The organism is Methanosarcina sp. 1.H.T.1A.1 (assembly GCF_000979295.1).
GTDB lineage: Archaea > Halobacteriota > Methanosarcinia > Methanosarcinales > Methanosarcinaceae > Methanosarcina.
In genome coordinates, this window is record NZ_JJQY01000129.1 from 1 (window position 1) to 26,405 (window position 26,405).

At 39.3% G+C, this 26,405-nt stretch carries 19 protein-coding genes and 3 pseudogenes; 11 read left to right on the forward strand and 11 right to left on the reverse strand.

Going from position 1 to position 26,405, the window contains the following annotated elements; genetic code table 11:
- The coding region (locus tag EO95_RS18310; RefSeq protein WP_235283015.1) for a hypothetical protein at positions 1-238 on the forward strand (238 nt) is incomplete at its 5' end.
- Positions 239-625: 387 nt separating this feature from the next.
- Here the strand turns inward: EO95_RS18310 and EO95_RS13000 are convergent.
- From EO95_RS13000 to EO95_RS13035, 8 genes are all read right to left on the reverse strand, one after another.
- Positions 626-1,450, reverse strand: a complete 825-nt coding sequence (locus EO95_RS13000; protein WP_048135257.1) for a metal ABC transporter permease — start codon at positions 1,448-1,450, stop codon at positions 626-628.
- A 46-nt stretch (positions 1,451-1,496) separates the two neighbouring features.
- Positions 1,497-2,261, reverse strand: coding sequence for a metal ABC transporter ATP-binding protein (locus EO95_RS13005; protein ID WP_048135259.1), 765 nt, complete (start codon positions 2,259-2,261; stop codon positions 1,497-1,499).
- Between the two features lie 82 nt (positions 2,262-2,343).
- Positions 2,344-3,303: a metal ABC transporter solute-binding protein, Zn/Mn family gene (locus EO95_RS13010; protein ID WP_048135261.1), complete on the reverse strand. Its 960-nt coding sequence runs from the start codon at positions 3,301-3,303 to the stop codon at positions 2,344-2,346.
- Positions 3,304-3,557: 254 nt separating this feature from the next.
- Positions 3,558-4,007, reverse strand: a complete 450-nt coding sequence (locus EO95_RS13015; RefSeq protein WP_048135293.1) for a metal-dependent transcriptional regulator — start codon at positions 4,005-4,007, stop codon at positions 3,558-3,560.
- 269 nt (positions 4,008-4,276) lie between these two features.
- Positions 4,277-5,680 carry a GntP family permease gene (locus EO95_RS13020; protein WP_048135263.1) on the reverse strand — a complete coding sequence of 468 codons (1,404 nt, stop codon included), beginning with the start codon at positions 5,678-5,680 and terminating at the stop codon, positions 4,277-4,279.
- Positions 5,681-5,822: 142 nt separating this feature from the next.
- Positions 5,823-6,374, reverse strand: a complete 552-nt coding sequence (locus EO95_RS13025; protein WP_048135266.1) for a chemotaxis protein CheW — start codon at positions 6,372-6,374, stop codon at positions 5,823-5,825.
- 112 nt (positions 6,375-6,486) lie between these two features.
- A complete protein-coding gene (locus EO95_RS13030) occupies positions 6,487-8,556 on the reverse strand; it encodes a methyl-accepting chemotaxis protein (protein ID WP_048135295.1) in 2,070 nt (689 codons plus the stop codon).
- A 294-nt stretch (positions 8,557-8,850) separates the two neighbouring features.
- Positions 8,851-9,243 (reverse strand): response regulator, encoded by a 393-nt coding sequence (locus EO95_RS13035; RefSeq protein ID WP_048135269.1) that lies wholly within the window; start codon positions 9,241-9,243, stop codon positions 8,851-8,853.
- Positions 9,244-10,350: 1,107 nt separating this feature from the next.
- On the opposite strand from EO95_RS13035, the gene EO95_RS13045 reads away from it, so the two are divergent.
- From EO95_RS13045 to EO95_RS13080, 10 genes and pseudogenes are all read left to right on the forward strand, one after another.
- Positions 10,351-10,716 (forward strand): response regulator, encoded by a 366-nt coding sequence (locus EO95_RS13045; protein ID WP_048135272.1) that lies wholly within the window; start codon positions 10,351-10,353, stop codon positions 10,714-10,716.
- A 310-nt stretch (positions 10,717-11,026) separates the two neighbouring features.
- The gene (locus tag EO95_RS13050) at positions 11,027-12,184 is read left to right on the forward strand and encodes a chemotaxis response regulator protein-glutamate methylesterase (protein WP_048135297.1); all 1,158 of its coding nucleotides are present in this window, start codon (positions 11,027-11,029) and stop codon (positions 12,182-12,184) included.
- A 221-nt stretch (positions 12,185-12,405) separates the two neighbouring features.
- Positions 12,406-12,678 (forward strand): annotated as a pseudogene (locus EO95_RS18785) (Hpt domain-containing protein); the annotation flags it as partial.
- Positions 12,679-13,088: 410 nt separating this feature from the next.
- Positions 13,089-13,229: pseudogene (locus EO95_RS18790) on the forward strand (hypothetical protein); the annotation flags it as partial.
- A pseudogene (locus EO95_RS18795) lies at positions 13,216-14,334 on the forward strand (chemotaxis protein CheA); the annotation flags it as partial. The pseudogenes EO95_RS18790 and EO95_RS18795, both read left to right, overlap by 14 nt.
- 99 nt (positions 14,335-14,433) lie before the next feature.
- Positions 14,434-15,516 carry a protein-glutamate O-methyltransferase CheR gene (locus EO95_RS13060; RefSeq protein WP_235283016.1) on the forward strand — a complete coding sequence of 361 codons (1,083 nt, stop codon included), beginning with the start codon at positions 14,434-14,436 and terminating at the stop codon, positions 15,514-15,516.
- 155 nt (positions 15,517-15,671) lie between these two features.
- Entirely contained in the window at positions 15,672-16,334 is a 663-nt protein-coding gene (locus EO95_RS13065) for a chemotaxis protein CheC (RefSeq protein WP_048135276.1), read from the forward strand.
- Positions 16,331-16,840 (forward strand): chemotaxis protein CheD, encoded by a 510-nt coding sequence (locus EO95_RS13070; protein WP_048135278.1) that lies wholly within the window; start codon positions 16,331-16,333, stop codon positions 16,838-16,840. The genes EO95_RS13065 and EO95_RS13070 overlap by 4 nt, the downstream gene beginning before the upstream one ends.
- A gap of 690 nt (positions 16,841-17,530) precedes the next feature.
- Positions 17,531-18,424: a formylmethanofuran--tetrahydromethanopterin N-formyltransferase gene (fhcD, locus tag EO95_RS13075; protein WP_048135280.1), complete on the forward strand. Its 894-nt coding sequence runs from the start codon at positions 17,531-17,533 to the stop codon at positions 18,422-18,424.
- Between the two features lie 405 nt (positions 18,425-18,829).
- A complete protein-coding gene (locus tag EO95_RS13080; protein WP_082106049.1) occupies positions 18,830-19,084 on the forward strand; it encodes a DUF4405 domain-containing protein in 255 nt (84 codons plus the stop codon).
- A 113-nt stretch (positions 19,085-19,197) separates the two neighbouring features.
- Here EO95_RS13080 and EO95_RS13085 read toward each other — a convergent pair whose 3' ends face one another.
- From EO95_RS13085 to mfnA, 3 genes are all read right to left on the reverse strand, one after another.
- Positions 19,198-20,742, reverse strand: coding sequence for a TraB/GumN family protein (locus EO95_RS13085; protein ID WP_048135286.1), 1,545 nt, complete (start codon positions 20,740-20,742; stop codon positions 19,198-19,200).
- 843 nt (positions 20,743-21,585) lie between these two features.
- Positions 21,586-22,680, reverse strand: a complete 1,095-nt coding sequence (locus EO95_RS13090) for a CBS domain-containing protein (protein ID WP_048135289.1) — start codon at positions 22,678-22,680, stop codon at positions 21,586-21,588.
- A 548-nt stretch (positions 22,681-23,228) separates the two neighbouring features.
- Positions 23,229-24,416, reverse strand: a complete 1,188-nt coding sequence (gene mfnA / locus EO95_RS13095; RefSeq protein WP_048135291.1) for a tyrosine decarboxylase MfnA — start codon at positions 24,414-24,416, stop codon at positions 23,229-23,231.
- Positions 24,417-26,405 lie beyond the last annotated feature (1,989 nt).

Consider the following 26,405-nt stretch of genomic DNA (forward strand, 5'->3'; position numbering starts at 1 on the left):
TCTCGTGGGCTCGGAGATGTGTATAAGAGACAGGTACTATATGCCCTGTGCAGGCTGCCTTAACCTGCTACAAGTGCATCGCTTCCCCACTAGAAGCGGCTTTGTGGCATTTCACATGGAGCTTTGGACTCCGTTTTTGAATTCCATTTTGGACTCCGTTTTTCCATTACCAATTAACTCCAGAGATGCTGATCTTGCAGTTCTGATCCTGAAGTCGTATAAAATAAACTTGATTTAACAATTAGGCTTCTTGCATTTTACCATATATAAAATTATGTCTTAATAAAACTAACGAAATATAATTTTATAGTTGGTTGCAGTTAGTTATGCGAAAAGAAAGTTGGAAAGTGCGTAATATACTGAAAGATGATAGAATATATATCTGAGCCTCATGCCCGAGTCCTGTACATTATAATTAATCTCAGAAAAAATTTATTTTTGAACCTTAATTTATTTTTGAACCTTAATTTATTTTTGAACCTCAATTTATTTTTGAACCTTAATTTATTTTTGAACCTCAATTTATTTTTGAACTTTTAGTGAACAGTCAGACATGTTCACTAAATACACTTATAATAGAGGTGCCGGCAAGTTCAAAAAACCTTTAAAAAACAACGGCATGTTTTCAGCTCTTCGAAACATGCCTGCTCTCGAGTATATCCATCCCGACAGCTACAAACCCATATACAAAGCTCAGTACAAGAATAATAGTGGCTCCCGATGGAACATCCAGAGCATATGAAAGGCCTATTCCGGTAACACTGATCACGATCCCGAAGACAGTGGAGATAAGCATCATCCGCTTCAGGTTATTGGTGAATTTACGGCTCAGGGTTGCAGGAATGGTCAGAAGGGCGATCACAAGGATAATTCCCACGACTTTGATAAGGACAACAATTGTAAGGGCAATAATACAGAGAAGGAGGAGATAGAGCTTTTCGGTAGGGACGCCCTGTACAGTTGTGAACTCTTCATCAAAGCATAAAGAAAGAAATTCCTTATAGAACAGATAGACCGCACCCACTATGACGATATCAAGAACCAGCATCAGGTACAGGTCAAGCCGGGGAACCGTAAGGATATTTCCAAAGAGATAGGTCATCAGGTCCGGGGCATATCCAGGAGTAAGATAGACAAAAATAACTCCCAGAGCCATTCCAAGAGACCAGAGAATGCCTATTGCACTGTCTTCCGGGATTTTAGATTTCTTGCTTACGATGCCCATGACAAGAGCGGAGAGCAAGCTGAAAGGAAGAACTCCGAACATGGGGTTTATCCCTAAATAATAACCAAGCCCGACCCCTCCGAAAGAGGCATGGGCAATCCCACCGCTGATGAAGACGATCTTTTTAACGACAACGTAGGCGCCTATGATTCCGCAGGCAACGCTTGCAAGGATTGCGGCTATAAGGGCGTTCTGTATAAAAGTATATTGCAGAAGATCAAACATTTTTTATTTCTCCTTGAGAGACTTTTTTCGAACCCAATCTTGATCTTCAGGAACTCCCTTTGTGCCTTTCCAGCACTCTGTGGGGCACTCCATGAGCAATTAGTTCGACAGGGCACTGGTAGGTGGCTTCCAGGTCCTCAACCGAGATTTCTCTTGAGTTATGGTAGTGAAGCGTGCGGTTCAGGCAGGCTATCCTGTCCACATAGACAGAAACTGCACTGAGGTCATGTGTGACCATAATGACTGCCATTTCCTGCTTGAGCCTGTCCAGGAGTCGGTAGAGTTCATCCTGCATGTGAGGATCAAGCCCGGTATTGGGTTCGTCAAGAAGCAGGAGTTTAGGGTTCGTTGCAAGAGCACGGGCAATAAAAACCCTCTGCCGCTGCCCACCCGAGAGCTGGCCTATCTGCCGGTCCTTAAGGTCGAACATTTCCACTGTTTTCAGAGCCTCTTCAGCAGCCTTTTTGTCCTCGTCACTGTACTTTTTCAGAAAACCCGTATGGCTCATCCTGCCTGTCAGGACGACTTCCCAGACACTGATCGGAAAATCAAAGTCAAAACCTTTGTACTGGGGGACATACCCTACAAGGTCTCTGCTTTTTTCCGGAGGCTTCCCAAAGAGTTTCACGCTGCCTTTATAGGGCTTCAAAAGCCCAAGGAGCACTTTGAGAAATGTGGTCTTTCCCCCACCATTGGGTCCAATAATCCCAAGCAATCCATTGGGCTCTTTTAATTCCAGACTTACGGCCTCAAGGATTGTCTGGTTTCCGTAGCGGACCCAGACATCCTCTAGCTCTATAACCTTCTCCATTACCCTTCCTTCAGACTATCGTTTTTATCTTATCCCGAATTATGTTCTTTTTATATTTAGCTATAGAACCTGAATACTGATTTTACACAAGGTTTCTGGCAAAGACATCGGACACGTTGTCCATGTTTGCAATGTAATCCTTTGCAAGAGGGTCAACAGCCACAACTTCGCCGCCAATTTCTTGAGCTACAACTTCCGCACTCCGCGGGCTGAACTGAGACTGGACAAAGATAACCTTGACCTTCTTTTCCTTTGCAAGATCTATGAGCTTCGCGAGATCCCGCGCACTCGGCTCTTTTCCTTCAACCTCAACAGGAATCATAGTAAGCCCGTAATCTGCGGCAAAATATCCCCAGGATGGATGATAAACCATGAAATTTCTTTCCTCGCTTCCTTCCAGCTTTTCCCGAATCCTCGCATCCAGAGCATCCAGCTCTTCAAGGTAAGCATCTCTATTTTGAGTATAGTAAGCTTTGTTTTCAGGGTCTAGTTCCACAAGTCCTTCATAAATATCTTCGACCATCATTTTTGCGTTTGCAGGAGATGTCCAGATGTGGGGATCCAGTCCTTCATGATCCTCATCGCTTTCTTCTTTGTTCCCGGCTTCAAGCTCTTCATCATGTTTCTCAAGCTCTCTCAGTTCGAGCCCTTTGGAGCAATTTACAATCAGAGTGCCACTATTCATGGTCTCGAATTTGTCAATCCAGACTTTCTCAAAGGGCATACCAACCCCGACTGTCACTAACATGCTGGCTTTGCTAATTTCCTGGACTTCCTTTGGAGAAAGTTCATAGGTGTGAGGATCTGCTCCGGGAGGGATAATGACAACGGTTTTTACTTTATCTCCTCCGACTTTTTCTACAAATTCAGCCAGGGGAACAACACTTACGGCAACTGTTATGGGCTCGTCCGTTCCTGACATTTCAGTTTCCTGTTCTTTAGTCTTATTATCTCCGGAATCGCCGGCATCTGTACACCCACTGATAAAAATGCTCAGACCAACAATCAAAAGTACTAATATAGGTATGATTTTTAATTTCATAATTGAGCTCCTGTTTTTTCACTTTCATTATTACTTCATTGCTTCAATCAGTTTCATTTCTGGAAGGGACTGATATAAGACTGAAATAAGGATGAAATAAGGATGAAATAAGGATGAAATAAGGATGAAATAATGAAGATAAATTTGGCATATACCCAATAATTTAACTCATATACAAGATTTCTTGGGGTTAACCCAACTTTATCTCAAAACCGGATCAAAGGCTTTATTCAACTCCCCATTCATGCTGGCAATTAATGACAATGCTCCTCATGAAAGCATTTCTCGTGGCTTATTTCTCCGCATACCCCGACCATCGGATGACCCATTGAGTTGCAGATTTTGTTTACCGCATCCCTGGAAACAAAAGCTTCAAAGCGAGAAACCTCAGCACATGCATCCTCCGTCGAAAGGCCGTAATGAGTAAAGAGAAGACTCAAAATCCTGTGTCTCCGGACAAGAAATTCTGCATATGCCTTTCCCATTTCTGTCAGATCCACACCCCTGTATGGAACATGGTTCAGGTAGCCAGCAGTTGCAAGTTCAGTTAAGGTCTTGCTTATTGTTGAAGGGTCGACCTGCAGGCAGGAGGAAATTTCAGTAGTTTTTACAGTGCCTCTTTTTTCAAAAATAAACTTGAGGTAATCTGCCTTTCTCGGAGAGAGCTCAAGGCCCGTAAAATCAGGATAATTTTGCTCATTCATATAGATAAATATAAAAAACTGGTATTTATTGTTTGTCATGTACCAAATTACAAAGTTATATTTGTAGTATATCAAACTTAGAGCTCACCGGAATATATCTCCGGCAAAAAATGAAAGGCATTAAAATCGAAGAAATTAGGTTCCAGTATAAAAAACCGGCAAGTATGAAGAACTCAGTAAGTATAAAAAACATAAAAAATATGAAAGAACCGGCAAGAATAGAACTCTAGCAGGTATGAAACTAGCGAAACTAGCAGGTATGAGAAAATTCAGTAGAAGAAAACATACACTCCGGAAACCAGCAGGAAACTTACCACGCCCATCAGAGCGCCCCCGAGAGTATTTGCCCTGAAAACCTCGGAGGGTTCAAGTTCTGCCAGTTCTCCGAAAATCCAGAAGAATGGATCATTGACATGCGAAATCACGAAAGTACCTGACGCCATTGCAAGGATCAGAATCTCCGCAGGAAGCCCAAGTTCCGGAACCAGAGGAAGCAAAAGGGATGGCGCAACAAGCATTGTTACAACCCTTGACCCCTGCACGGTTTGAAGGGCTGCTGCAACAAGAAAAGGAACAAGGATGTGAGGAAGGTTAATCTGCAGGAAAAACCTGCCAAGGGCTTCTCCTGCTCCTGTCATGGCAAGAGTTGCACCAAGAGCTCCTCCCCCACACAGGTCAAGAAGGACAACACCACTTCTCCTTACGGCTTTTTCAACCAGGGTCCTGACCATTTCCAACCCCAGCGCCCTGCTGGAAAAAATGGAGAGAAGAACTCCTATAAGGAGGGCAACATTTGGGTTTCCCAGAAAAGAAAACAGAAGAGAGGGATGCTCAAAGCCAGCCTGGAAAAGGATCAGAAGCAAAGGAAGAAAGATTGGTGCATAAGCTTCAAGCCTGCCTGACTTTCCAGTATCTCTTCCCTGCACTCCATCTTTCCTTTGTACTCCATCTTTTCTCTGCACTTCGATACCTTTTTCCTGCATTACTCCTGTCTTCTCCTTTTGTGGAGTTTCTGTAATTTCTGTAAATTCTGGCTGAGCTTGTCCCTGATTATCGTGTTCGGAAACTCTGGCGGTTTCAGTCTTCCCCAATCTTCTGGCGTAGAGATAACCTGCAGTAGAAGTAGGAACAGCGATAAAAAATCCCAGAAGAATGAGTGTGTCCGTATTTGCTGAAAGTTCTTCTGCTGCCGAAATAATTACAGGGGAAGGATATACCAGATTAAATGAGGCAACAGCCCCGAGTGCAAGTGCAGTTGCAGTGGAAATGGGGGGGTAATTAAGCTTGGTAGCCAACTCTTTTGCTATCGGAATAAAGATGACATAGGCAAGGATATAGCACATCATTGGCACGGAAAAAAGAAAACCAAGAATGTTCAGGGCAAGCAGGGGATTTCTGGAAAAACGCATAATGTCAGAAGCTATTAAAGACATTCCACCGCTCTTCTGGAGCAGAAGTCCGATGATACTACCACTGGTGATAATGATTGCAAAACGGGAAAAAACATTACCAAGTCCCTTAGTTACCGCTTCAACTGCCCCCATAGGTTCTCCTGCAAGCACTCCTATGAAAAGAGATACAAAGACAAGGCTAAGGAAAGGGTGAAGCCTGAGTTTTGCTGTAAGAAGCAGTATGGCTATAAGGGCGAAAAGGAAAATAAGGACAGGGTGCATATTCGTTTAAATTTCTTCTGAAGCTATAAATCACTTCTGAAATCATAAAATTCTTCTGAAATCATAAAATTCTTCTGAAATCATAAACAATGAATTATCGACAATAGATAGTTTTCATCAGTCAGATCTTAAGGATAAATTTTTAAATATCCCCCTCCGGAAGTTGCTCAAAAGAATGAGAGAAAGAGGAAGAAGAAGAAGAAAGCTGGCTGAGTTCGTCAATTTCCTCTTCTCCAAGTACCCTTGCAAGGTTCAGGAGGATAAGAAGCCTGTTCCCTTTTTTCCCGACTCCGATCAGATATTCTGCATTAATTTTCGATTTAATCATATCTGGAGTCGGTTCAACAGAAGTAATAGGCAGTTTCAACACCCCACTTACGGAGTTTACAAGCATTCCTATAATTGTATCCCTGACTTCCACTATAATAATTCTGGACAGACTGTCCCTCTCTTTGGAGCTGAAACCAAGGCGCCTGTTGAGATCTATTACTACGATAATTTTTCCTCGCAGGTTAATTAGTCCCTTTATGCATTCCGGCGCCTGAGGAACGCGAGTGATTTTTGAAATCGGGATGATTTCGGAGACCTGCATGATATCGACTCCGAATTCTTCTCCTGACAGTTCAAACACCACCAGCTGAAGCGATTCTTCTGGAAGTGTAGAATCTTCCTTTATTGCTGTTTCCTCAAACATTTTAATCCCTCAGGCCAATTTAAGGATTTTAGCCCTCTATATTTAGCCAACCGTATTTAGCCAGCCATATTTAGCCAACCGTATTTAGCCAGCCATATTTAGCCAACCGTATTTAGTCAGCAATATTTTCGGGCTCTCCTTTTGAATTGCCAAGCCTGAATTTTTCAGTGGCTTTTTTCATCTTTTCCCCAAGCAAAGAGAGATCATTCGCCATGCTGGCAAGCTCAGACATTGAGGCACTCTGTTCTTCAAGAGCTGCGGCAGTTTCCTGGGTGCCTGCAGCGGACTGCTCCGATATAGAGGAGATATCTTCCAGTGTAGAGGTAATTTCTTCAATGGATGCGGACTGTTCTTCTGTAGCAGCTGCAACGTCTTCTATCATATTTGTGATTTCATTGATTGTGGAGACGATTCCGGTAACCATCTCAACCTCTTCACTAACCGATACTGAGCCGTTCTTCACATTCTTTTTACTTGCTTCTATGCTTTCCACTGTATCACTGATACTCTCCCGGATCTCATCAATCAGCCTGGAAATATTTTTGGCTGCGCTTCCGGATTCTTCGGCAAGTTTGCGGACTTCATCGGCTACAACAGAGAATCCTCTGCCGTGTTCGCCTGCCCTTGCGGCTTCAATTGCGGCATTCAGTGCAAGCATATTGGTCTGGTCTGCAATTCTGGTTATCAGCGTTATGATCTCATTGATCTGCTGAGACTTGGAGTCAAGTTCCTTGATAACAACTTCAGTTTCATCAACAGAAGAACTGATAAGGTCCATCTTTACCAGGACATCTCTGGAAACGTTTCCGATATTACGAACGGTATCATTCACCAGATTTGTACTTTTAGAAACTTTCTGGGTGTTATCCGCAACTTCCTGAATATTGTGGGTCATATCCTGCATTGCATGAGTTATATCAACAATTTTTGTGCTCTGCATTTCTGCCCCGTTAGAGATTTCAGCTGCGGTTTCTGAAATTCTCCTTGATGCAGATGCCACTTCTTCGGAAGAGGCAGACATTTCTTCCGAAAGTGTGGCAAGGCGCAGTGAACCTCCCTGAATTTCTTTAATCAAGCTGCGCAGGTTTTCAACCATTGCTTTAAAAGCCTCTGAAAGCTGGAAGATCTCGCTTCTCGAGGAACCTTTAATATCAACATCAAGATCTCCTTCAGAGATCCTGTCAGCAGCTTCAAGAAGTTCGTAGATAGGCTTTCTGTAGATGTTCAAAATCACAAAAACAAGGAAAGCACCAATAAGCATTGAAAGAAAAGTGACCAGAAAGATCTCATTTATAGAGTTCACGATCAGTGTATCCAGTTTTTCTTTCTGGTCAGCACTGGCAGCTGTAGCTTCTTCTCCAACCTGCGCAGCTATATCGGTCATATTTTTCTCTTCGATCGTTTTTCTTTCTTCCAGAGCCTTAAACTGCTCGAAACCGGCCTGGAAATTTTCCGCACTTGTAAGTATTTCCTTTCCTGCAGCAATATTTTCCGGCCTTTCCATTCGCCCGTTCAAGTCTGTAGAAAGTTCAATAATCTCTTCCATAAAAGTATCAAACTTATCTGCATATTGCTGATCAGGACTCATAGCATAATTTCGATACTCGTTTCTGGCTTTCATTGTCAATACAATGATCCTCTGAGCGCTCTCGGCGTTGGAGAACTTTTTCTCGAGAGTTTCATTTGAATAGCCCTTATCGAACTCTTCTCTGTACTGAGTCATCTGATTTTTAGAAAGCTCGTCTGCGTTTTTTAGTAAAGTTTCACTGTATATAGTAAGATTATCTCTCACATCTGCCTGTTCGTCATCTGCTTCAACATATCTGTCAAAAGCTTCCCTGAAATCGCTGGAAGCTGCAAGAACTAAATCCATCCGGTCGCGGTTCGCAGGATCAATGTAGCCTATGTATATTTCTTTGGATATCGCTGCCTGTGTGGGCACAAGGTTAAGATGGGAATAAACTTCTTCTTTGTAAGCAGGATCGCCGTGAATAATGTAGCTTTCCTCTGCTTGCAGGGCGCCCTGCATATTATTCATGATAAAAGTCATATTCTGGATAGCACGGCTCTTCTCCTCGACTTCGTTCATGCCTTGATAACCCGTATAACCTACAAAAAAGATCAAAACGAGGAGAAGGGCAAATCCTATCACCACATGCCCCATCTTTGTGCTTTTGTACATCTTTTTCACCCGTGATTCCAGCTTCTTCGCCTTTGCGCCCTTTCTCTCCTGCAACCGAAATATAACCCACGGAGATACTTATTGTAAAGGGCAGAAAGCTATAAACGCCTGTAAAAGGTCTTTATCCAGATTTCCCAACTAGTGCTCAATATAGATTATTTAAGAATTCATAAATTTCCTGATATAGATTATTTAAGAATTCATAAATTTCCTGATTCTTGAAAAGAGTAAGAACCTCAAATAATAGGAGAATTGGAGGTTCGGCATTCATCAAGAATACTCCTTCTGGAGATATTACTCAGGAAAATTCAGTGAAGAACTCGTTACTGTAAGGAACTCTTTGACCTGCGATCCAAAAATATCAAAATTTATGGGTTTGGAAAGGACAGCATGACATCCGGCTTTTAGGAATTCCTGTTCACTTTCAGGATCACAATGTCCTGTGACAGCAACCACTTTTATGCTTCGTGTATCAGGGTTGCATTTTATCCGTTGAAGCAGTTCAAGCCCATGCATCTTTGGAAGTTCCATATCCATCAGTACAAGATCAACTTTGACCTTACTGAGAACTTCCAGCGCTTCAAAGCCGTTTTTTGCCTTCTTCGGATCATATCCGCATGATTTCAGAAGGTCAGCTTCAATGACAAGGTTAAGCAGGTTATCCTCAACGATCAGGATTTCAGGCATTTGATCAACTCCTGTGCTTGCTTAAGAATTCTCTGAATGATATCCTTCTTACAGAGATGCTATTCTTACAGAGATATCGTTCTTACAGAGATATCGTTCTTATAGGGGGTTATTTTGTGAAACGAATTTTACTGGTGGGAACAGATAAACGGCTTAATTATATGGAATATTTTATCCTTACTTATCTTAGAAAAAATTCTATTAAATACCCTGATAAATTTTCTATCGCAAGCAAATTTCCATTATATATTACATTTCTGAACATAATTTGTAAGATTTGAAGGCAAATCGGTTGGAATTTGCAGGCTGGCACTCAAACACTTACAACTAAATTTTAACACCAAATAAGTGGATTTCAGTGACAAAAAGAAGACATTCAGTTCCCAGTGTTGATCCTTTACATAACGATATAGCAGATAGCAGTAAATTCCCCGACTTAATAAAGATAATATGAATTCCCGTAGAATATAAAGTTATTTATTAATATTTATACCACTGTTTTAATATATAAAGTGAAGATGAAAACATTTTATATTATATTGATGTGTCCCCAGGAAAAGTTGATTCTACGCATGGTATGAAAACAAGCACATCCAACCCTGTAGAATTTATTCTATGCAGTAACAGACCCTGATAATTTAAATAGGATTTTTAAAACTTAACAAACTTTTAGAAACGTTTTGTTAACATGCAACCATTCCAAAATAGAGACGGGTTTAAAGCTAGATAATTTGCGAAAGATAATTAAAAAAGTTTAATATAGCACGTCTCGCATATACTTTTTTATATTAACAAAAAAGACTTACGTTAGCAAAAAAACTTGCGTTAATCAATTGCGTTAACCTTATGTGTACTCTGATAAAAGTTATTTGATTAATAGCTTCAATCGGAACCCTTCAGTTGACTGCTTCAATAGGAATCCTTCAGTTGACTGCTTCAATAGAATTCATTATTATTCTGAAACTCTGAGTATTCTCAAAAATGAAATTGAGTGGTCAGATAACTTCAGGGCGGTTCCAAATATACAGTAGAACAAATATCGCCACATAAGACATTGTCACAAAGATATTGTCACTCACTTAATAAAAAATAAAAGAAGGCAAATAGATGGCAAGAGTAATGATCGTGGACGATGCCGAATTTATGCGGATGGTAATCAGAGACATTCTTTTAAAGCACGGACACGAGGTGGTTGCTGAGGTAGGTGATGGAGAAGAAGCAATTCAGACATACCTGGAGGTAAAACCTGACCTTGTGCTAATGGACATAATAATGCCAGATATGGATGGGAAAGAGGCATTGCAAAAACTTCTTTTAATGGACCCTGATGCAAAAGTGGTAATGTGCTCTTCTCTTGGGCAGCAGGCTCTGATAACGGAATCTATTAAAATAGGTGCCATGGGTTTCATAGTAAAACCTTTTGAGCCAGATGGCATGCTGGATGTAATCAAAAAAATTGCTGAGCCAAATTAACTGAAGAGCATTAAGTTAAGCGTCCGATTCTAATTACAGATCTGAATTTTAGATTAATTTTAGATTAATTTTAGATTAATTTTAGATTAATTTTAGATTAATTTTAGATTAATTTTAGATTAATTTTAGATTAAATATCTAATTTATGGATTAAGCATTCAATTACCGGATTAAGTATTCAATTATTGGATTAAACAGTTAGTTTTTAGATTACGTAACTGAGTTCTGGATCAAGACAGAGTGAATCGAAATACTTGAGTTAAATAAAAACGAGTTTTAAATAAACCGATTCAACAAAAAAGTGCTTGAGATGACTATCCGCGCACTCATAGTAGATGATTCTGCTTTAATTCGCAAGGTTCTTTCCGATATTCTCAAAGAAGACCCGAAGATAAGGGTTATCGGAACGGCAGTCAACGGAAAGGACGGTCTTGAAAAAATCAAGAAACTTAGGCCCGATGTAGTACTTCTGGACAATGTAATGCCTGTTCTTGACGGTCTTAAGACTCTTGCCCGTATCATGAAAGAATATCCGACTCCTGTAATAATAGTGTCAGCTCTGGGGGAAAAAGCTGAAGAGATTACCCTTACAGCTTTTGAGTACGGAGCAGTGGATGTAATCGAAAAGCCCTCAGGTGTTCTCAGTCAGAGCATGCCTGAAATGGCAGAGGAAATTTGCAGGAAAGTCAGGATAGCTACAAAAGCTAACCTTAAAAACCTGGAGTGCATGCGAGATTTAGAACCCTGGAATCCGGAAAAAGGGGAGAAGAACGGGGAAAAGAAAGAGGAAAAGAAAGAGGAGAAGAACGGGGAAAAGAAAGAGGAAAAGAAAGAGGAAAAGAAAGGGGAGAAGAAAGAGAACAGGCTTCTGGAGAAAGTAACCTCTGTGAGAAATATACTGGCGATAGGTGCGTCCACAGGAGGCCCACGGGCCCTGGAAAAACTTATAGGCTCACTTCCCGCTGAGATTCCAGCTGCAGTTCTTGTAGTACAGCACATGCCTCCGGGTTTTACAGCATCTCTTTCAAAAAGGCTTGATGAAAAGTCAGCTCTCAGGGTAAAAGAGGCACAGGAAGGGGATAGAGTAGAGGAAGGAACTGTGCTTATAGCCCCGGGTAATTATCATATGGAAATTGTACGAAATAAAGTAAACGGCCTTGAAGAAGAAGTAGTACATTTATCTTGCAGCCCTAAAGAACTGGGGTCCAGACCTTCAGTAAATGTCCTTTTCAGATCAGTTGCACCGGTTTACGGCTCCAGAGTAATTTCCCTTGTCCTTACAGGAATGAACTGCGATGGAGCAGATGGAGCTGAAGAGATTAAAAAAATGGGGGGCAAAGTAATCGCAGAAGCCCGGAGTTCATGTGTGGTATACGGAATGCCCGGAGAAATAGTAAGGCGAAACCTGGCAGACCTCGTGCTCCCTCTGGACAGAATGGCTGAAGAAATTATCAGAATATTAGAATGAAGTTAAAGATAGAATATCTTTTGTTTACCGCAAGATTAGCCTGAAAAAGCGAATTAACCGGAAAAGTAAAAAGTAAAAATAAGACAAAAAACAAAGGAAAAAAGACAACGAGAGAGTAAAGAGAAAGTAAAGAGAGATAAATAAAGAGAGATAAAAAATTTAAAACATTTCGGAAATCCGGGTACCTCTCAGGACTATAAAAGGCAGGGAAAATCATGGATATGTCAAAATATATAGGCATTTTCAGATCGGAATCTGAGAAAAATATAAAAGAGATCAGTGATTCCCTGCTGGAGCTCGAACAGAACCCTGAAAATATGGAGCAGATGAATGTAATGTTCCGTGCAGCCCATACTTTCAAAGGCATGGCTGCGACCATGGGGTTCAAGCAGATTGTCGAACTAACACATGAGATGGAAAGCCTTATTGACAGGTTCCGTACGGGAAGGCTAACCCTTGATTCTTCTTTAATTGATATCATCTTCGAATGTCTGGATGCTCTGGAGGGACTTGTTGAAAATGTATGCAAGGGCATGGAAAGTAAAACCGTAGAGAGAAAAAACGATAGAAGTGAAGGTAATAAGTCTTATCCTGATGCAGTAGAAGTCCTGAAAACTCTCAGGAATATAAATAATTTCTCAGAAGAAGTTCTCCCTTTAAAAAGTGAATTCGAGTCCTTTTCTGCAGACAAAAAGATAGCGGAAAAAATAGAGGAAAAAATAGAGGAAAAAGTAGAGGAAAAAGAAGAAAGAGAAGAAGAAAAGAAACTCGAAAGTATAAATGAGGAACTAAAAGAAAAGAAAAGCTTTACTTACTCTGGACTGGATTTCAAAGTAAAAAATATGCAAAACTCAAGAATACAGGATTCAAAGATACAGGATTCAAAGATACAGGATTCAGAGATACGGGATTCAAAGATACAGGATTCAGAGATACGGGATTCAAAGATACAGGATTCAAAGACACAGGATTCAAAGACACAGGATTCAAAGACACGGGTTACAAGGATACAGAGTTCAAGGATCAGCACGGAACAGTTAGATAAACTGATGAATCTTGTTGGTGAGCTCGTAATCAATCGAAGCAGGGTAAAAGAGCTTACGGGGGAATCGAAATCAAAGGATCTGGAGCTTGCACTTTCCGATTTTCAGAAGTTAACCAGGGAGCTTCAGGAAGAAGTGTTAGAGATCAGAATGATTCCTCTGGATCATATAACCAATATTTTTCCTAGAATGATAAGGGATCTTGCAAGGGCGCAAAATAAAAAAATTAACTTTATAATAAAGGGAAAAGAAATCAAGCTCGATAGAGCTATTATGGAAGAAATCGGAGACCCTCTGGTGCACCTGTTAAGAAACGCAGTGGACCATGGAATAGAGATTCCCGAGGAACGTGTGGAGCTTGGGAAAGAGGAAAGCGGCACTATAATGATTACAGCTTCAAAGCAGCAAAATTATGTTCTTATCAAAATAGAAGATAATGGAAGAGGAATAAGCACAGAAGAAATCCGGAAAGCTGCATTGGAAAAAGGACTCATTTCAAGGGGGGAAGCTGAACAGCTTTCGGAAAGAGAAGCAATACAGCTAATTTTTGCACCGGGACTCAGTACTGCCAGCGCAGTCACAGATCTTTCAGGCAGAGGAATTGGAATGGATGTTGTAAAGAACCGGATTGAACATCTGGGAGGGTCCGTAAAAGTAGAATCAAACCCCGGATCCGGCTCGAAGTTCGAACTGAGGCTGCCCATAACAATCGCTCTTTATCAGGCTATGCTTGTAAAGGTCGGAGTGGAAAGATATGCGATTCCTTTCACCAGCATAGTAAAAAGCATCTCAGTCAGGAAAGAAGAAGTCCGGCATATTAGGGGTGAAGAGGTTATTGTGATAGACGAAAAAGCGCTCCCTCTCCTGAGATTGCGTAAGTTGTTTCAATTGCCTGCTGTCCAGAAAGAAGAAAGTCTGATCATTGTTATAGTGGAAAAAGCCGGACGATATATAGGACTCGTTGTAGATTCACTGCTTGGAAAGCAGGAAGTGATTATAAAAAATTTTAAAAGCAGGCTGCTGGAAAAAACCCGGGGATTTGCAGGAGCAACAATTATGGGAGACGGGAGTGTCATTTTAATTCTTGATGTTAACTCCATAATCTGAAATCTTAATTCAAGGGACTAATAATGCCAGTAATAATCTTCAGCAGAGAAATTACAGGTGAAAAAGGAGTGAAAGGAAGTAAAAATGGGATAAAAATGAATGAAGAATAAAGGTGGAATAAACGTAAGTGAGGAAGGAATAAAAGGAAGAAAAAATGGGATAAAAGGAAATGAGGAGAGATTAAAAAGAAGTAAAAATGGGATAAAAGGAAATGAAGAGAGAGTAAAAGGAAGTAAAAATGGGATAAAAGGAAATGAAGAGAGAGTAGAAGGAAGTAAAGATGGAATAAAAGCAAGTAGAGAAGCAGTAAAAGTAAACGGAGAGAGAAGACAGATAGTTGAAGATAAAATAAAGGCGAGCAGAAATCTCGAGGAAGACCCGGGATTTGAACTATTAAAAAGAGTGATTACGGAAAGTACTGGTTTTAACTGTGAGCAATATAAAGAAGCCCATTTCAGGCGTAGAATTAACGTTCGGGTCAGAGCTACCAATTCAGAGAATTACGAAGAATACCTCAGGCTGCTGAAAAAGAACTCAGCAGAACATGAGAATCTCATTAAAACCCTTACCATAAACGTCAGTGAGTTTTTCCGAAACCCGGAAACCTTTGGAGTAATTGAAAAAGAAGTTATTCCCTTTCTGATAAAATCCAAATCAGATTCACTTGTAAAATCAATCCGTATCTGGAGTGCAGGCTGTGCAACAGGAGAAGAGGCCTATTCTCTTGCTATTTTGCTGCATAGAGTTCTTGGAAGAGACTTCGAGAAGTATAGAATAAGCATTATAGGTACTGATATTGACAATTTCAGCCTTGAAAAAGCCCGAAAAGGGGTTTACCGTGAAAATGTGCTTAAAAATGTGGATGCCAGTATAATAAAAAGCTATTTCGTACGGCAGGGGGAGACATACCAGGTTTCCAACCAGTTAAGAAGTATGATACGTTTTCAACGGCAGGATATGATATCAGAATCCTGTACAAACCATTTTGACCTTATAATCTGCCGAAACGTCATGATATACTTTAAAAAAGAAATTCAGGAACATTTGCAGCTTAATTTTCATAATGCATTGAACAGAGGAGGGTTCTTTGTGATAGGAAAAGCAGAAACACTGCTGGGAACCGCCTCAAACCGTTTTAAGCCTTACAATGCAAGAGAACGACTGTATATAAAAGAAACTTAGAATAATTAAAGAGATCTAAAAGACCTGAAAGACCTGAAAGATCTAAAAGACCTGAAAGACCTGAAAGACCAAAAGACCTGAAAGATCTAAAAGACCAAAAGACCTGAAAGTCCTGAAAGATCTAAAAGGCCTGAAGAGAATTAAAGGGGACATTCATGGAAAAGATAAGAAGCTTGAGCGAATTTGAATACGGAGCACTGAAAGAGATAGGAAACATAGGGATCGGAAACTCAGCTGTTTCTCTTTCCAGACTCGTAAACAGTCTTGTCTGTACCAGAGTTCTCGATACGAAGTTTGGATTAATCGAAAATATACCGAAAATAGCAGGCTTTTCAGAGTTACCGGTACTAGGTACATTAATGCGTATCAAAGATGATCTCAATGGTTATATCCTTGTCTTTTTTCCTGAAAACAGTGCAAGAAGTCTCTGCCTGACCCTCTCAGGTGAAGAAGAAAAAAGGGACCTGACAAATCCTATGAACCTGTCTTTAATTGAAGAAGTTAGCCATATCCTGGCAGGAACCTACATAACTTCCCTTGCGAAATTTTTGAAACTCAGTCTTTCTATTTCAACACCTTACGCAGCATATGATATGTCTGACTCCATTTTCAATTCAGCAGTTACAGAGATGAGCTGCATAGCAGATTTTGCACTTATACTTGATGCAGAGTTCCTCATAAAAGAAAATAAAATTAACGGAAATATATTGACTTTACTTGATCCGGAATCTCTGAACCATCTATTAAAAAAAATTAATTCAATGATTGATCAAACACCCTGTACCGAATATGAACCATCAAATTATGAAAAATTATGAGCAAATCATCAGGAGGTTTTTACAGATTGGCCTATTCAGGCATAGTTATGGTGGGTATAGGGGACTGCGCAATAGTTAGAAGTCCTGTAAAAATTAAAACCTCCGGACTGGGTTCCTGCCTGGGAATAACCCTCTATGACAGGCAGGAAAAAATAGGAGGCCTTCTCCATACCATGCTTCCGAATATAAAAGAAGCAAGGATAAAGGATAATCCCGCCAAATTTACAGACGCAGGAATAGAGTACCTGGTGGACGAAATAATAAAAAAAGGTGGTTCCAGAAAAAAACTTGAAGCAAAAATTGTCGGGGGAGCAAGCATGTTCGAAAACTCACACATGAATATAGGTGAGAGAAACATAAAGAGTGCGAAAGAAACCCTGACAAAACTGGGAGTGTCAATCATAGCTGAAGATATAGGGAAAAACTATGGACGTACAATAATATTTGATACCTTTACTGGCGACCTCCTCATAAAGACAGTTCTCAGAGGGGATAAAGTAATATGAGAATAAGAAAGACCTTAAAAACCCTTAAAAACCCATGAAAAACAATGAAAAACAATGAAAAACAATGAAAACTAATAAAAACCCATAAAAACTAATAAAAACTAATAAAAACTAATAAAAACCCTTAAAAACTAATAAAAATCCTTAAAAAGACCTTCGTTTTTAAAATTTTCTTTACAATTTATTTATGGTTTATCTGGCAGAACGTATTTCCTAATTCTATTTTCTGATTCATCCTAACATAATACTCAACTTTTTTTAAGTTCTTTTCTTTGAAAAATTATATATTTGATATAAATATTATAATAGACATTCATTAGCTAATCGATTAAACCGATTTAACCGATTAATTAAACCATCGAAAATAAAAGTACCATAAAACTTTAAGTGTATGCCTGAGATTAAGTAACGCTGCGATTATGTGACTTTTTCTGTACGGCATAAACAATCCAACTGAGCATGAACAACCAGCATAGCAGAAACAATTCGAACACAGCACGAACACAGCACGAACACAGCATAAATAGTTCAAAAATATCTAAAGCAGGCTAAAAGAAAATAATGCATTATGCTGGACTGTGCTGGATTAAGAATATGCTAAAACATGCTAATTTGTAGCAGATTTCAAGCACAGATGTCAAGCCTGGATATTATAATAATTAATAATGAAAAGTAAACTAGGGGATTTTCATGGAAATCAATGGAGTAGAAATTGAAGATACATATGCAGAAGCGTTTCCGATCAAGATTTCAAGGGTGCTCATAACAGCAGTCACAAAGCGCTGGGCACAGGTAGCAGCCACTGAAGCCACCGGCTTCGGGACATCAGTTATAATGTGCCCTGCAGAGGCGGGAATTGAAAGGTTCGCAAGCCCCAGCGAGACCCCTGACGGAAGGCCTGGAGTCTATATCCAGATCTGTACTTTCAAATACGAAGCTCTTGAAGAACAGCTGCTTGAGAGGATAGGGCAGTGCGTACTTACAGCTCCTACAACTGCAGTCTTTAACGGGCTGCCTGACGCTGAGAAGCAATTTAATATTGGCTTTAAACTCAAATTCTTCGGAGACGGTATGGAGTCCGAGGCCCAGATTGCAGGCCGCAAAGTATACAAAGTCCCGATCATGGAAGGAGACTTTGTGAGTGAAGAAAATATAGGAGCAGTAGCCGGAATTGCAGGCGGAAACTTCTTTATCTTCGGAGACTCCCAGATGAGCGCCCTGACTGCAGCCGAGGTTGCTGTTGATGCAATTACGGAACTTGAAGGCACAATTACCCCATTCCCGGGCGGCATTGTCTCAAGCGGATCCAAGGCCGGAGCAAACAAGTACAAATTCCTGAAAGCTACTGCAAATGAAAAGTTCTGCCCCTCCATAAAGGACAAAGTGGAAAACACCGAAATTCCTGCTGATGTCAATGCTGTCTATGAAATCGTCATCAATGGGATTGATGAAGAGAGCATAAAAGCAGCCATGAAAGCTGGAATAGAAGCTGCGGTAACTGTCCCCGGAATCAAGAAGATTTCTGCAGGCAACTACGGCGGCAAACTGGGTAAGTATCAGTTCAAACTTCACGAGCTCTTCTGAGCTCAAAAATTCTTTTTTTAACAATTCCATTTCTTTTTTTCAGACTTCACAAGCTCTCTTGAGTTTAAAAATTATTTTTATCAATCAAAATTATTTTTATCAATCCATTTCTTTTTTTTCCATATATTTTTCTCACATACCTGTTCTTCACGTACTTCTCCATCTTTCTCTCATACCTTTTATCGCATACCTTTTATCGCATACCTTTTTATTTTCCAGACCGAATTACTGTTCCGGAAAAATTTACTAAGTAAGCATAAAGTAAGTTTAAAGTAAGCTTATAAGGTCCATTCTTTAGAAGTCTAGTTTTTAAGGGTTACTTTTCGGATTAAGAAAGTTACTTTTCAGATTCGGAGAAACAAAATGAGAGTGGAAACATGAACAGACAAAAAAACCAATTATTTAATAGACCTTGCCCTGACAACGCTGTTTTTTGGAGTCGCAGGTACAGGTCTTTTCATGTATTTTTTCATACCTTCGGGGGTTCAAAGAGGTAGATACCTGGTGTACATGGGGCTAACGAAAGCTACCTGGATCTGGATACATAGTAGAGTTGGAATCCTGATGTCAATTCTTGTGGCAATTCACCTTATCCTCCATTGGAAGTGGATTATATGCACTACGAAGAGTTTATTCAGGAAAGAAAAGTGTGAGTTGTAAAAGATTTTCAAATAACAGTACCTTTCGTGCTAATAAGCAGTAAAAAATAAGAAAAAGTTCTGGAAAAAGTCATGGAAAGCGAAGACGTAATCCCGCTATCAGATAACTGTTTTTCAGAGTCCGAGAGCACTGAATCCGGAAAGGAGAATGTCCCTCGGATCAAGACCTGTAACCTGTATCATTACATATGCTCCAAGGAAAGTACCTATCATACTTCCGATATTGGCAAAGCTGGCCACAAGAAGAACACGCATGAACCGGTTTTTGAACATTTCTTTGAAAGTTTCTATCCCTGCAAGGGCTTTAATGTCGTCAGTGGTTGGACTTCGCTGTTTTGCTTCTACCAGACCTGCAAACCAGCCTGCAGCCATCATAGGGTTCAGAGAGGTTAACCAGGCAACCGAAAAGGCTGTAAGGGCAGAGTATGGATGTCCTCCTGCCAGCAGGGCGCCGGCTGCGCTCAGGACCCCGTTAATGAGGAACCACCATCCGAAAGCTATCAAAAGGAGGTGCAGGGGGGTGCCCGATGCGAGGAGCAATAAAAAAACCAGAAGCGCGAGACCAACGATTCCAAAACCGATAATTTTACCGATTCCAATGCGCTTCTTCGGAATCTCCATAAGAGTGCTAAGTGGCGGAATGCTCTTTGGGTTTTTCAGGTAGTTAATTATTCCTGGTTTATGTCCTGCTCCAACCACTGCAACAATAGTTTTATTTCCGCCTGCAGCCACCTTGAGGATGCTACCTGCAAGGTATGCGTCCCGCTCATCTATGAGAGTTTCAGCCGCAGTTGGGGCAAATTCTCTGAGCTCACTGACAAGGGCTGTGACAACATCCTGTTGAGTCATCTGATCGATATCGATCTCGGCTCCTTTTCCTATTCCTATCAGGCCGCCTATGAGAGAACCAAGCATTTTTATTTTCTCCAGGAATTTCATGCGGCCCCAGAAACGCTGGAGCGTAACCTGGATATCCCTGTCAATTAAAGCTACTCTGGCTCCTAATGCTTCTGCTTCATCGATTGCGGAAATCATCTCAGAACCGGGTTTTACACCCATGTCTTCACCGATTTTTTTCTGCACATAGGCAAGCAGCCAGTTGACAAGGTAAAAGTATACTTTTCCTTCAGTGAGAATTTCCTTTATTGGAAGCTGATTCGTCTCCTGGATATTTCCTTTCAGAGAATCATAACGTGCCCGACAGAGCTCGATGGCTACGATATCGGGTTTAAGTTTCCTGATAGTATCCCTGACTTCAGCCACGCTCTTTTCCGAAACATGTGCCGTACCTATGAGCACAACCTTTGAAGGCTGAAACTCGGCAGCCGGATTGATCCCATCCTGAGACGGAGGCTGGAAAGAAGAAGGAACTGAAAGTTCCGAAGCTGAATCAGGAAGAGGTTCCGCAATAAACTCGGAACTTATATCGAGCTTCACTTCGACCTCTCCGGCTTCTGCTACAGATGGCAGTACAGAAGCCCGGGTTTCCTCTGGCTTGTTGATTGAAGAATCAGAAAGCTTAGACTTTCCGACAGAAACATTATCTTCCGCGGATTCGGTTATAAGTTTGTCCATAGAGTATATTGACTCCTGAGATGAACTATGAAAATTGAATTCAGGATCCTTGTCCTGAGAATCTGTAATTTTAGACCTATCCATTATCAGTCTCTCTGTTGCGGCATATTAGAAATGATGGATAAAAATGTATGGAGCAGAGCATTTCACCGTATTGCTATGTACTGCTGTCCAGAGTACATCACTCTACCTTCAAGCCCATTGCCAGAATACGTTACTTTATCCATTATACCTTTATCCATTATACGTCCGAATTTTAAACACTTACTGCCGCGAATTCGAAGATATAATGTGAATGGTTTAGCACACAGGTAATTTAATATATAGTATAATTAAGCCATACACATTAAATAAGTTACACATGTTATATAACTGATCTGTAAAATAACTGATCTGTAAAAGTCAATCTATACATAACCAACCTATACATCATAACCAACCTATACATAGCCAATTTGTAAGGATCTGAATATGAGATAAGTTATGTTATACCGTGAGATAACTAAATTATAATTGCCGGATACCAAACTATGCTTCAAAGATATTAAACTACACATCTAAGATATTAAACTATACTTCAAAGATATAAAACTATACATCTAAAGTTAAACCATACTTCAAAGATATAAAACTATACATTTAAAATAACCAGATCATAAACATGATATAATTAAATTGTAAAAAAATATAGCACAGGCAGATAAGTAGTCGTGTGATTACCTGCCAGAAATTTGTGTTTTGCTATTTTTACAGTTTTCTTTAACAATTTAGTTTTATTTAGTTTTAAAGATTTTCAGTGTGTGTATGCAATCCTTTTTCGGATGAACACTTTTCTTCGGATGAACACTTTTCTTCGGATGAACAACTGTATTCGGATGAACACTTTTCTTCGGATGAACATTTCCAAAAAGGAATTTTTTTGGTGCATCATTCTGATCTGAGCCTCAGTGTCCGGACCAGGTCTGTTCTGGAAAGTACCCCTACAAGAGACCCATTATCAATGACCAGAACTCTTCCTATGTTCTTAGATGCAACCAATTTGAGGACATCACTTGCCCGTGCATCCGAAGTAATAGATATGACATCTCTGGTCATAATATCTGAGACCCGTGTTACAGGGCGATCAAGAGTGGAAACGCGCTGGATATCGGTAAAAGTCACAACCCCTTTGAGGTCGCCCCCCTCTATTACAGGATAACCCATATGCTTTTTCTCAAACATAAAATGAACCAGATCTTCAACATTCATGGAAGAAGGTACTGAAACTACATCTTTTGTCATTATATCTTTTACCAGAACATTTTCTAGAGTTACGGATGCCTGAGTGGAGCGTTCCTCCTCGGATGCACCAACATAAATAAAGAGAGCAATCAAAGGGAACCAGAGGTTTCCTACAAGAATGCCGAAAATCGCCATCAGGATGGCAAAAAATTTTCCTACGGCAGCTGCACTCTGCGTAGCTTTGACATAAGACATTCTCCTTGCATAGAAAGCACGGAGTAACCTGCCTCCGTCCATTGGAAATGCGGGCAGGAGGTTGAAAATGCCAAGCACTATATTCATGACGCCAAGAATCCAGATTGTCAGAAAAACGGGATTTTCAGAAAACGAAGGATTTGGCGCAATTATATTCCCATATATGAAAAGACAGACAGCCCCTATAATCAGGCTCGTTAGAGGTCCTGCAAAAGCCATCTTTGCTTCCTGTCCGGGATCCCTTGGCATCTCTTCCATTGAAGAAACTCCTCCGAAAAGGAAGAGTGTGATGCTTTCAATATTGACTCCATAGCGCATTGCCAGATATGAGTGCGCAAGCTCATGCAAAAGGATTGATGCAAAAAGCAGGATTGCAGTCAGAGTCGAAAGTGCATATTTTGTTGCAGGCGGCTCAACCCCTTGAAAGCCATAAGGATATGGATTAATTGCAAAAATATATGCAAAAATGGGAAGTATTAAAAGAAAGGTTATGTGCAGTCTGATAGGTATGCCCAGTACGCTTCCGATTTTCAGTGCAGATTTCATGAATTAAAAGGCCCCCTTTATTTAACGAGTTCATCCCAAAACCCAGTTTTAATGTTAATTATCAGAATTATTCAGGATTGCTTTCATAATCAGAAGCTCGATTTGTTACTTAAATACGAGATCCAAAGAAGCAAATTTTGAGTTTTGGGATCAGCTCAACTATCAGCTCAACTAATACAGACACTTGATGAAATTAGATGAAATATATGTGAAACATATATGAAACGTATATTCCTGAATACCAGTCAAAAAACTCCAGTTAAAAAGCTCCGGTTAAAAAGCTGTGATTCGTAAAAGTTCCAGGTTTTTTATTAAACAAAAAAATCAGCTAATTCCCTCCCCAATTATTTAAATTCATTATTAAGCGTAGCTGATCCTATTTACTATTTAGCAATAATACTATAGATATTTGCTTGCGCAAAATTGAAAAACGGGGAAAAGGAAAACAGGAAAAAAAAATCAAAGTTTCGCTGGTGCACCCTGCAGCAAGCTGTGTGGTATTCGACTGAAAAAAACGAAAGTGAGAATAAAAATAAAAAGCAGTAACTTTAAATTTCTGCTGTCACTTTTTTAAGATCCTGCAAAAATATTTCGATGTCTTCCGGGGTATTATGCGGCATAAGGACTAGACGGAGGGCTCTTGGTGTGCGGGTGATTGAGACATTCCAGCCGAATCTTTCAAGAAGCTGTTCTCTGACAAGATCAGGATCAGGGACTTTCAGAGCAACTACGTTCATTACGGGTTCAAGCAGGGGTTCGAAACCGATTTTTCGAGCTTCTGTGACTAGCTTTACGGTGAGCTGCATGCAGTATTGCACATTCTTTCTGTAACCTTCATGGCCAAGATATTTCATGACAGCGCAGGTAGCGGCAGCTGAGGCTCCGCTCCTGGTGCCCGTAAGTGTGAACTGGGACTTTGTGGTAAGGTATGGAGTATTTACCTTAAGGGAATCCATGAAAGAAGGGGATCTGAAAAGCAGGGCACCTGACGGGATTGTGGACAGGCCCATCTTGTGGGGGTCTATAGCAATGGAAGTAACGCCTGGCACTTTGAAATCAAAAGGCTGGGGTTTTTCGAAGAAAGGAATTACAAAACCTCCGAAAGCCGCATCAACATGCAGGAAAATCTCGTTTTCAAGAGCTATTTCCGAGAGTTCGTCAATAGGATCCACCTGGCCAAACTCAGTATTTCCTGCTATCCCTACAAGTCCTATGGTGTTTGCATTTATATGACTTTCAACAGAAGTGAGGTCCACCTTAAACTCCGAATCCAGTGAAGCCCTCCTAACCTCTATACCCATCATGTCGGCAACCTTATCAAAAGAAAAATGAGCCGATTCAGGAATTACAATATTTGGAGTTCCTTTCAACCCTTCCTTTCCTGCGGTCACAAGGTTTTTCATTCCTCTTACAGCCTGAATGTTGGATTCGGTACCTCCTGTAGTAAGGTAACCGCAAACCGAACTCTCACATGAGTCTCCGGAAGGAACATCAATTGAAGGAGCATGAAGAAGCTCCCCAAGCATCCTGACAACCTCCTGCTCAAGCCTGTGGGCTCCGGCAAAAAGCCCGGTATCACCCAGGTTAGCCTCAATAAAGAGCCTGTGAGCCTCGGCTGCGATCTTATGAGGGTGAGTACACATTGAACTTAAAACCCGATAATAATCCGTATCCTCTGACTTTGCATTTTCCAGGTAGGAAAATATCTCTCTTTCAGAAAGACCCTGCACATTCATATAGATAAAGTAAAACCAGTTTTATTTAAAAGACTTATGGAATAAACCTCTAAAAATTGATCTCCTGGACTTTATAAAAGTCCAAAATAGCTTTAATTAGTCAGTAATTATGGATATCTTTGAATAAAATATAAACAAAAAGGAATATGGTTAAAAGAAAATAGAAATAGTGGAATGATTTGAAAAATTGAAAAACAAGGAAAAAAGATAACTGTTTAGCCTTAGCAAAACAACATCATTAGCCATCTTTATTAAGATCCAACAAGCAAAGCTCTGTGAATTGATTTTCTTTAATTGTTGGCTATTGGTTGTGTTTTCTCAGTTTATGTAAATTAGTAATATATCCCTTATTCGACAAAAACAATATCAATAGACTGATTTATATAGGTTGAATAACTACGAAAAAAGAACTGAAAACAAAAAGAGATTGGAAAAAAGAAGGAAAAAAGAAAGAAAAAAAAGAGCAAGAAAAAATTAAAATAAAAGAAGGGCTTTGAGAAATGCTCAACAAAATCATCAACTTTTGAAATAAATCAAGTGAAAGGGAAAGGAAAGAAGAGGCAGGAGAATAATTAAGGACAAAAGAGAGAAAAGTAAAAGTAATTATATAGGTTCTTAGATTAACTTTTTAGATTAGTTTAATTAATTCAGAGATTATTAATAAACACCATTTATCTTAATAGCTCTAAAAGAAATTTGTATATTATTTAATGATTTTTGCATACTTTTTTTATATTGCTGGAGACTGTCTAGAGGTTCTCTGTAAATGAAAAATATTGATCCTTAAATTATTAAGGATAATTTTACCTTAAGAATTGGTTTGTTTGAGAGGGACCCCTTCATTTCTACTGGAGAGGATATTGAGAGTTGGAACAACATGTTTTGCCAGAGATATTTATAAAAACGTGTTTAAAATAATATATTTATTTAAATTCTATAATTAAAACTATTTTATGTCTTTTAAGTCCTAATTTTTACATATCCATAACAAAGTATATATACATTTAATGTTATAACAAAACAACATTATTTTGTTCCCTTATCAAAATAAAACTACATTTTATTTTGTTCCTCCAAATCCCAAACACGTTTCAGTGGAAACAATGGGGTCCGGGGGGTATATATACTTTCCAATGGAAATAAAGGGGTCTTGTAAATATCTTATTCTATCAGTTCAATATTTCATATAACCAATAAGACTCCTCCAGAATAAATCAATCTTGAAATTCAAGTGAAATTTTAATTTCAAAACTTCGACGAAACTTTAGTTTTTTACATTCCAATCTAAAACCTAAATTTTAACCTTAATCTTTCAAAAAACGTAACTTTATATCTTAATCTGGAAACCAAATACTAAAAGTAAATATTTAAATCCTATAATTATAAAAAGCCTATAATTATAAAAATCCTAAAATTATTAAAATCTTAAAATTACTAAAATCTTAAAATTACTAAAATCCTAAAATTATTAAAATCTTAAAATTACTAAAATCTTAAAATTATTAAAATCTTAAAATTACTAAAATCCTAAAATTACTGAAATCCTAAAATTACTAAAATCCTAAAATTACTAAAATCCTAAAATTACTAAAATCCTAAAATTTCTAAAATCCTAAAATTTCTAAAATCCTAAAATTTCTAAAATCCTAAAATTACTAAAATCCTAAAAATCCTAAAGTTTAATCTTCAAAATCTCGTTTTTGCAAACTTCAATTTGAAGTTTTAATCTTTTGATTGTCAGTCTTTACTTCATTTATGTTTTTTAGTAAAAAACATGAAATTATTCAAATAACAGGCAAAAAGAAATCATAGTACTTTTCAAATCATAGTATTTTCAAATAAAGTACTTTCATGCCAAAGAAATCAATAATAGTTAGCTCAAAATTCGGTCGTGGGGGTGAGTTATTGAAAACCGTGAACATGAGAATCTCTTTTCATTTTCCTCCAACATGGGGGATGCACTCGTTTTTTCAGAATTGATCAACAACT

Excerpts from the sequence above, each read along its gene's own strand:
- EO95_RS13070 (WP_048135278.1), top strand. The coding sequence starts at position 16,331 with ATGAGCAAATCATCAGGAGGTTTTTACAGATTGGCCTATTCAGGCATA.
- EO95_RS13060 (WP_235283016.1), top strand. The coding sequence starts at position 14,434 with ATGAAGAATAAAGGTGGAATAAACGTAAGTGAGGAAGGAATAAAAGGA.
- EO95_RS13005 (WP_048135259.1), bottom strand. The coding sequence starts at position 2,261 with ATGGAGAAGGTTATAGAGCTAGAGGATGTCTGGGTCCGCTACGGAAAC.
- EO95_RS13065 (WP_048135276.1), top strand. The coding sequence starts at position 15,672 with ATGGAAAAGATAAGAAGCTTGAGCGAATTTGAATACGGAGCACTGAAA.
- fhcD (WP_048135280.1), top strand. The coding sequence starts at position 17,531 with ATGGAAATCAATGGAGTAGAAATTGAAGATACATATGCAGAAGCGTTT.
- EO95_RS13085 (WP_048135286.1), bottom strand. The coding sequence starts at position 20,742 with ATGGATAGGTCTAAAATTACAGATTCTCAGGACAAGGATCCTGAATTC.
- EO95_RS13045 (WP_048135272.1), top strand. The coding sequence starts at position 10,351 with ATGGCAAGAGTAATGATCGTGGACGATGCCGAATTTATGCGGATGGTA.
- EO95_RS13000 (WP_048135257.1), bottom strand. The coding sequence starts at position 1,450 with ATGTTTGATCTTCTGCAATATACTTTTATACAGAACGCCCTTATAGCC.
- EO95_RS13030 (WP_048135295.1), bottom strand. The coding sequence starts at position 8,556 with ATGTACAAAAGCACAAAGATGGGGCATGTGGTGATAGGATTTGCCCTT.
- EO95_RS13090 (WP_048135289.1), bottom strand. The coding sequence starts at position 22,680 with ATGAAATCTGCACTGAAAATCGGAAGCGTACTGGGCATACCTATCAGA.
- EO95_RS13020 (WP_048135263.1), bottom strand. The coding sequence starts at position 5,680 with ATGCACCCTGTCCTTATTTTCCTTTTCGCCCTTATAGCCATACTGCTT.
- mfnA (WP_048135291.1), bottom strand. The coding sequence starts at position 24,416 with ATGAATGTGCAGGGTCTTTCTGAAAGAGAGATATTTTCCTACCTGGAA.
- EO95_RS13050 (WP_048135297.1), top strand. The coding sequence starts at position 11,027 with ATGACTATCCGCGCACTCATAGTAGATGATTCTGCTTTAATTCGCAAG.
- EO95_RS13015 (WP_048135293.1), bottom strand. The coding sequence starts at position 4,007 with ATGAATGAGCAAAATTATCCTGATTTTACGGGCCTTGAGCTCTCTCCG.
- EO95_RS13025 (WP_048135266.1), bottom strand. The coding sequence starts at position 6,374 with ATGTTTGAGGAAACAGCAATAAAGGAAGATTCTACACTTCCAGAAGAA.
- EO95_RS13010 (WP_048135261.1), bottom strand. The coding sequence starts at position 3,303 with ATGAAATTAAAAATCATACCTATATTAGTACTTTTGATTGTTGGTCTG.
- EO95_RS13035 (WP_048135269.1), bottom strand. The coding sequence starts at position 9,243 with ATGCCTGAAATCCTGATCGTTGAGGATAACCTGCTTAACCTTGTCATT.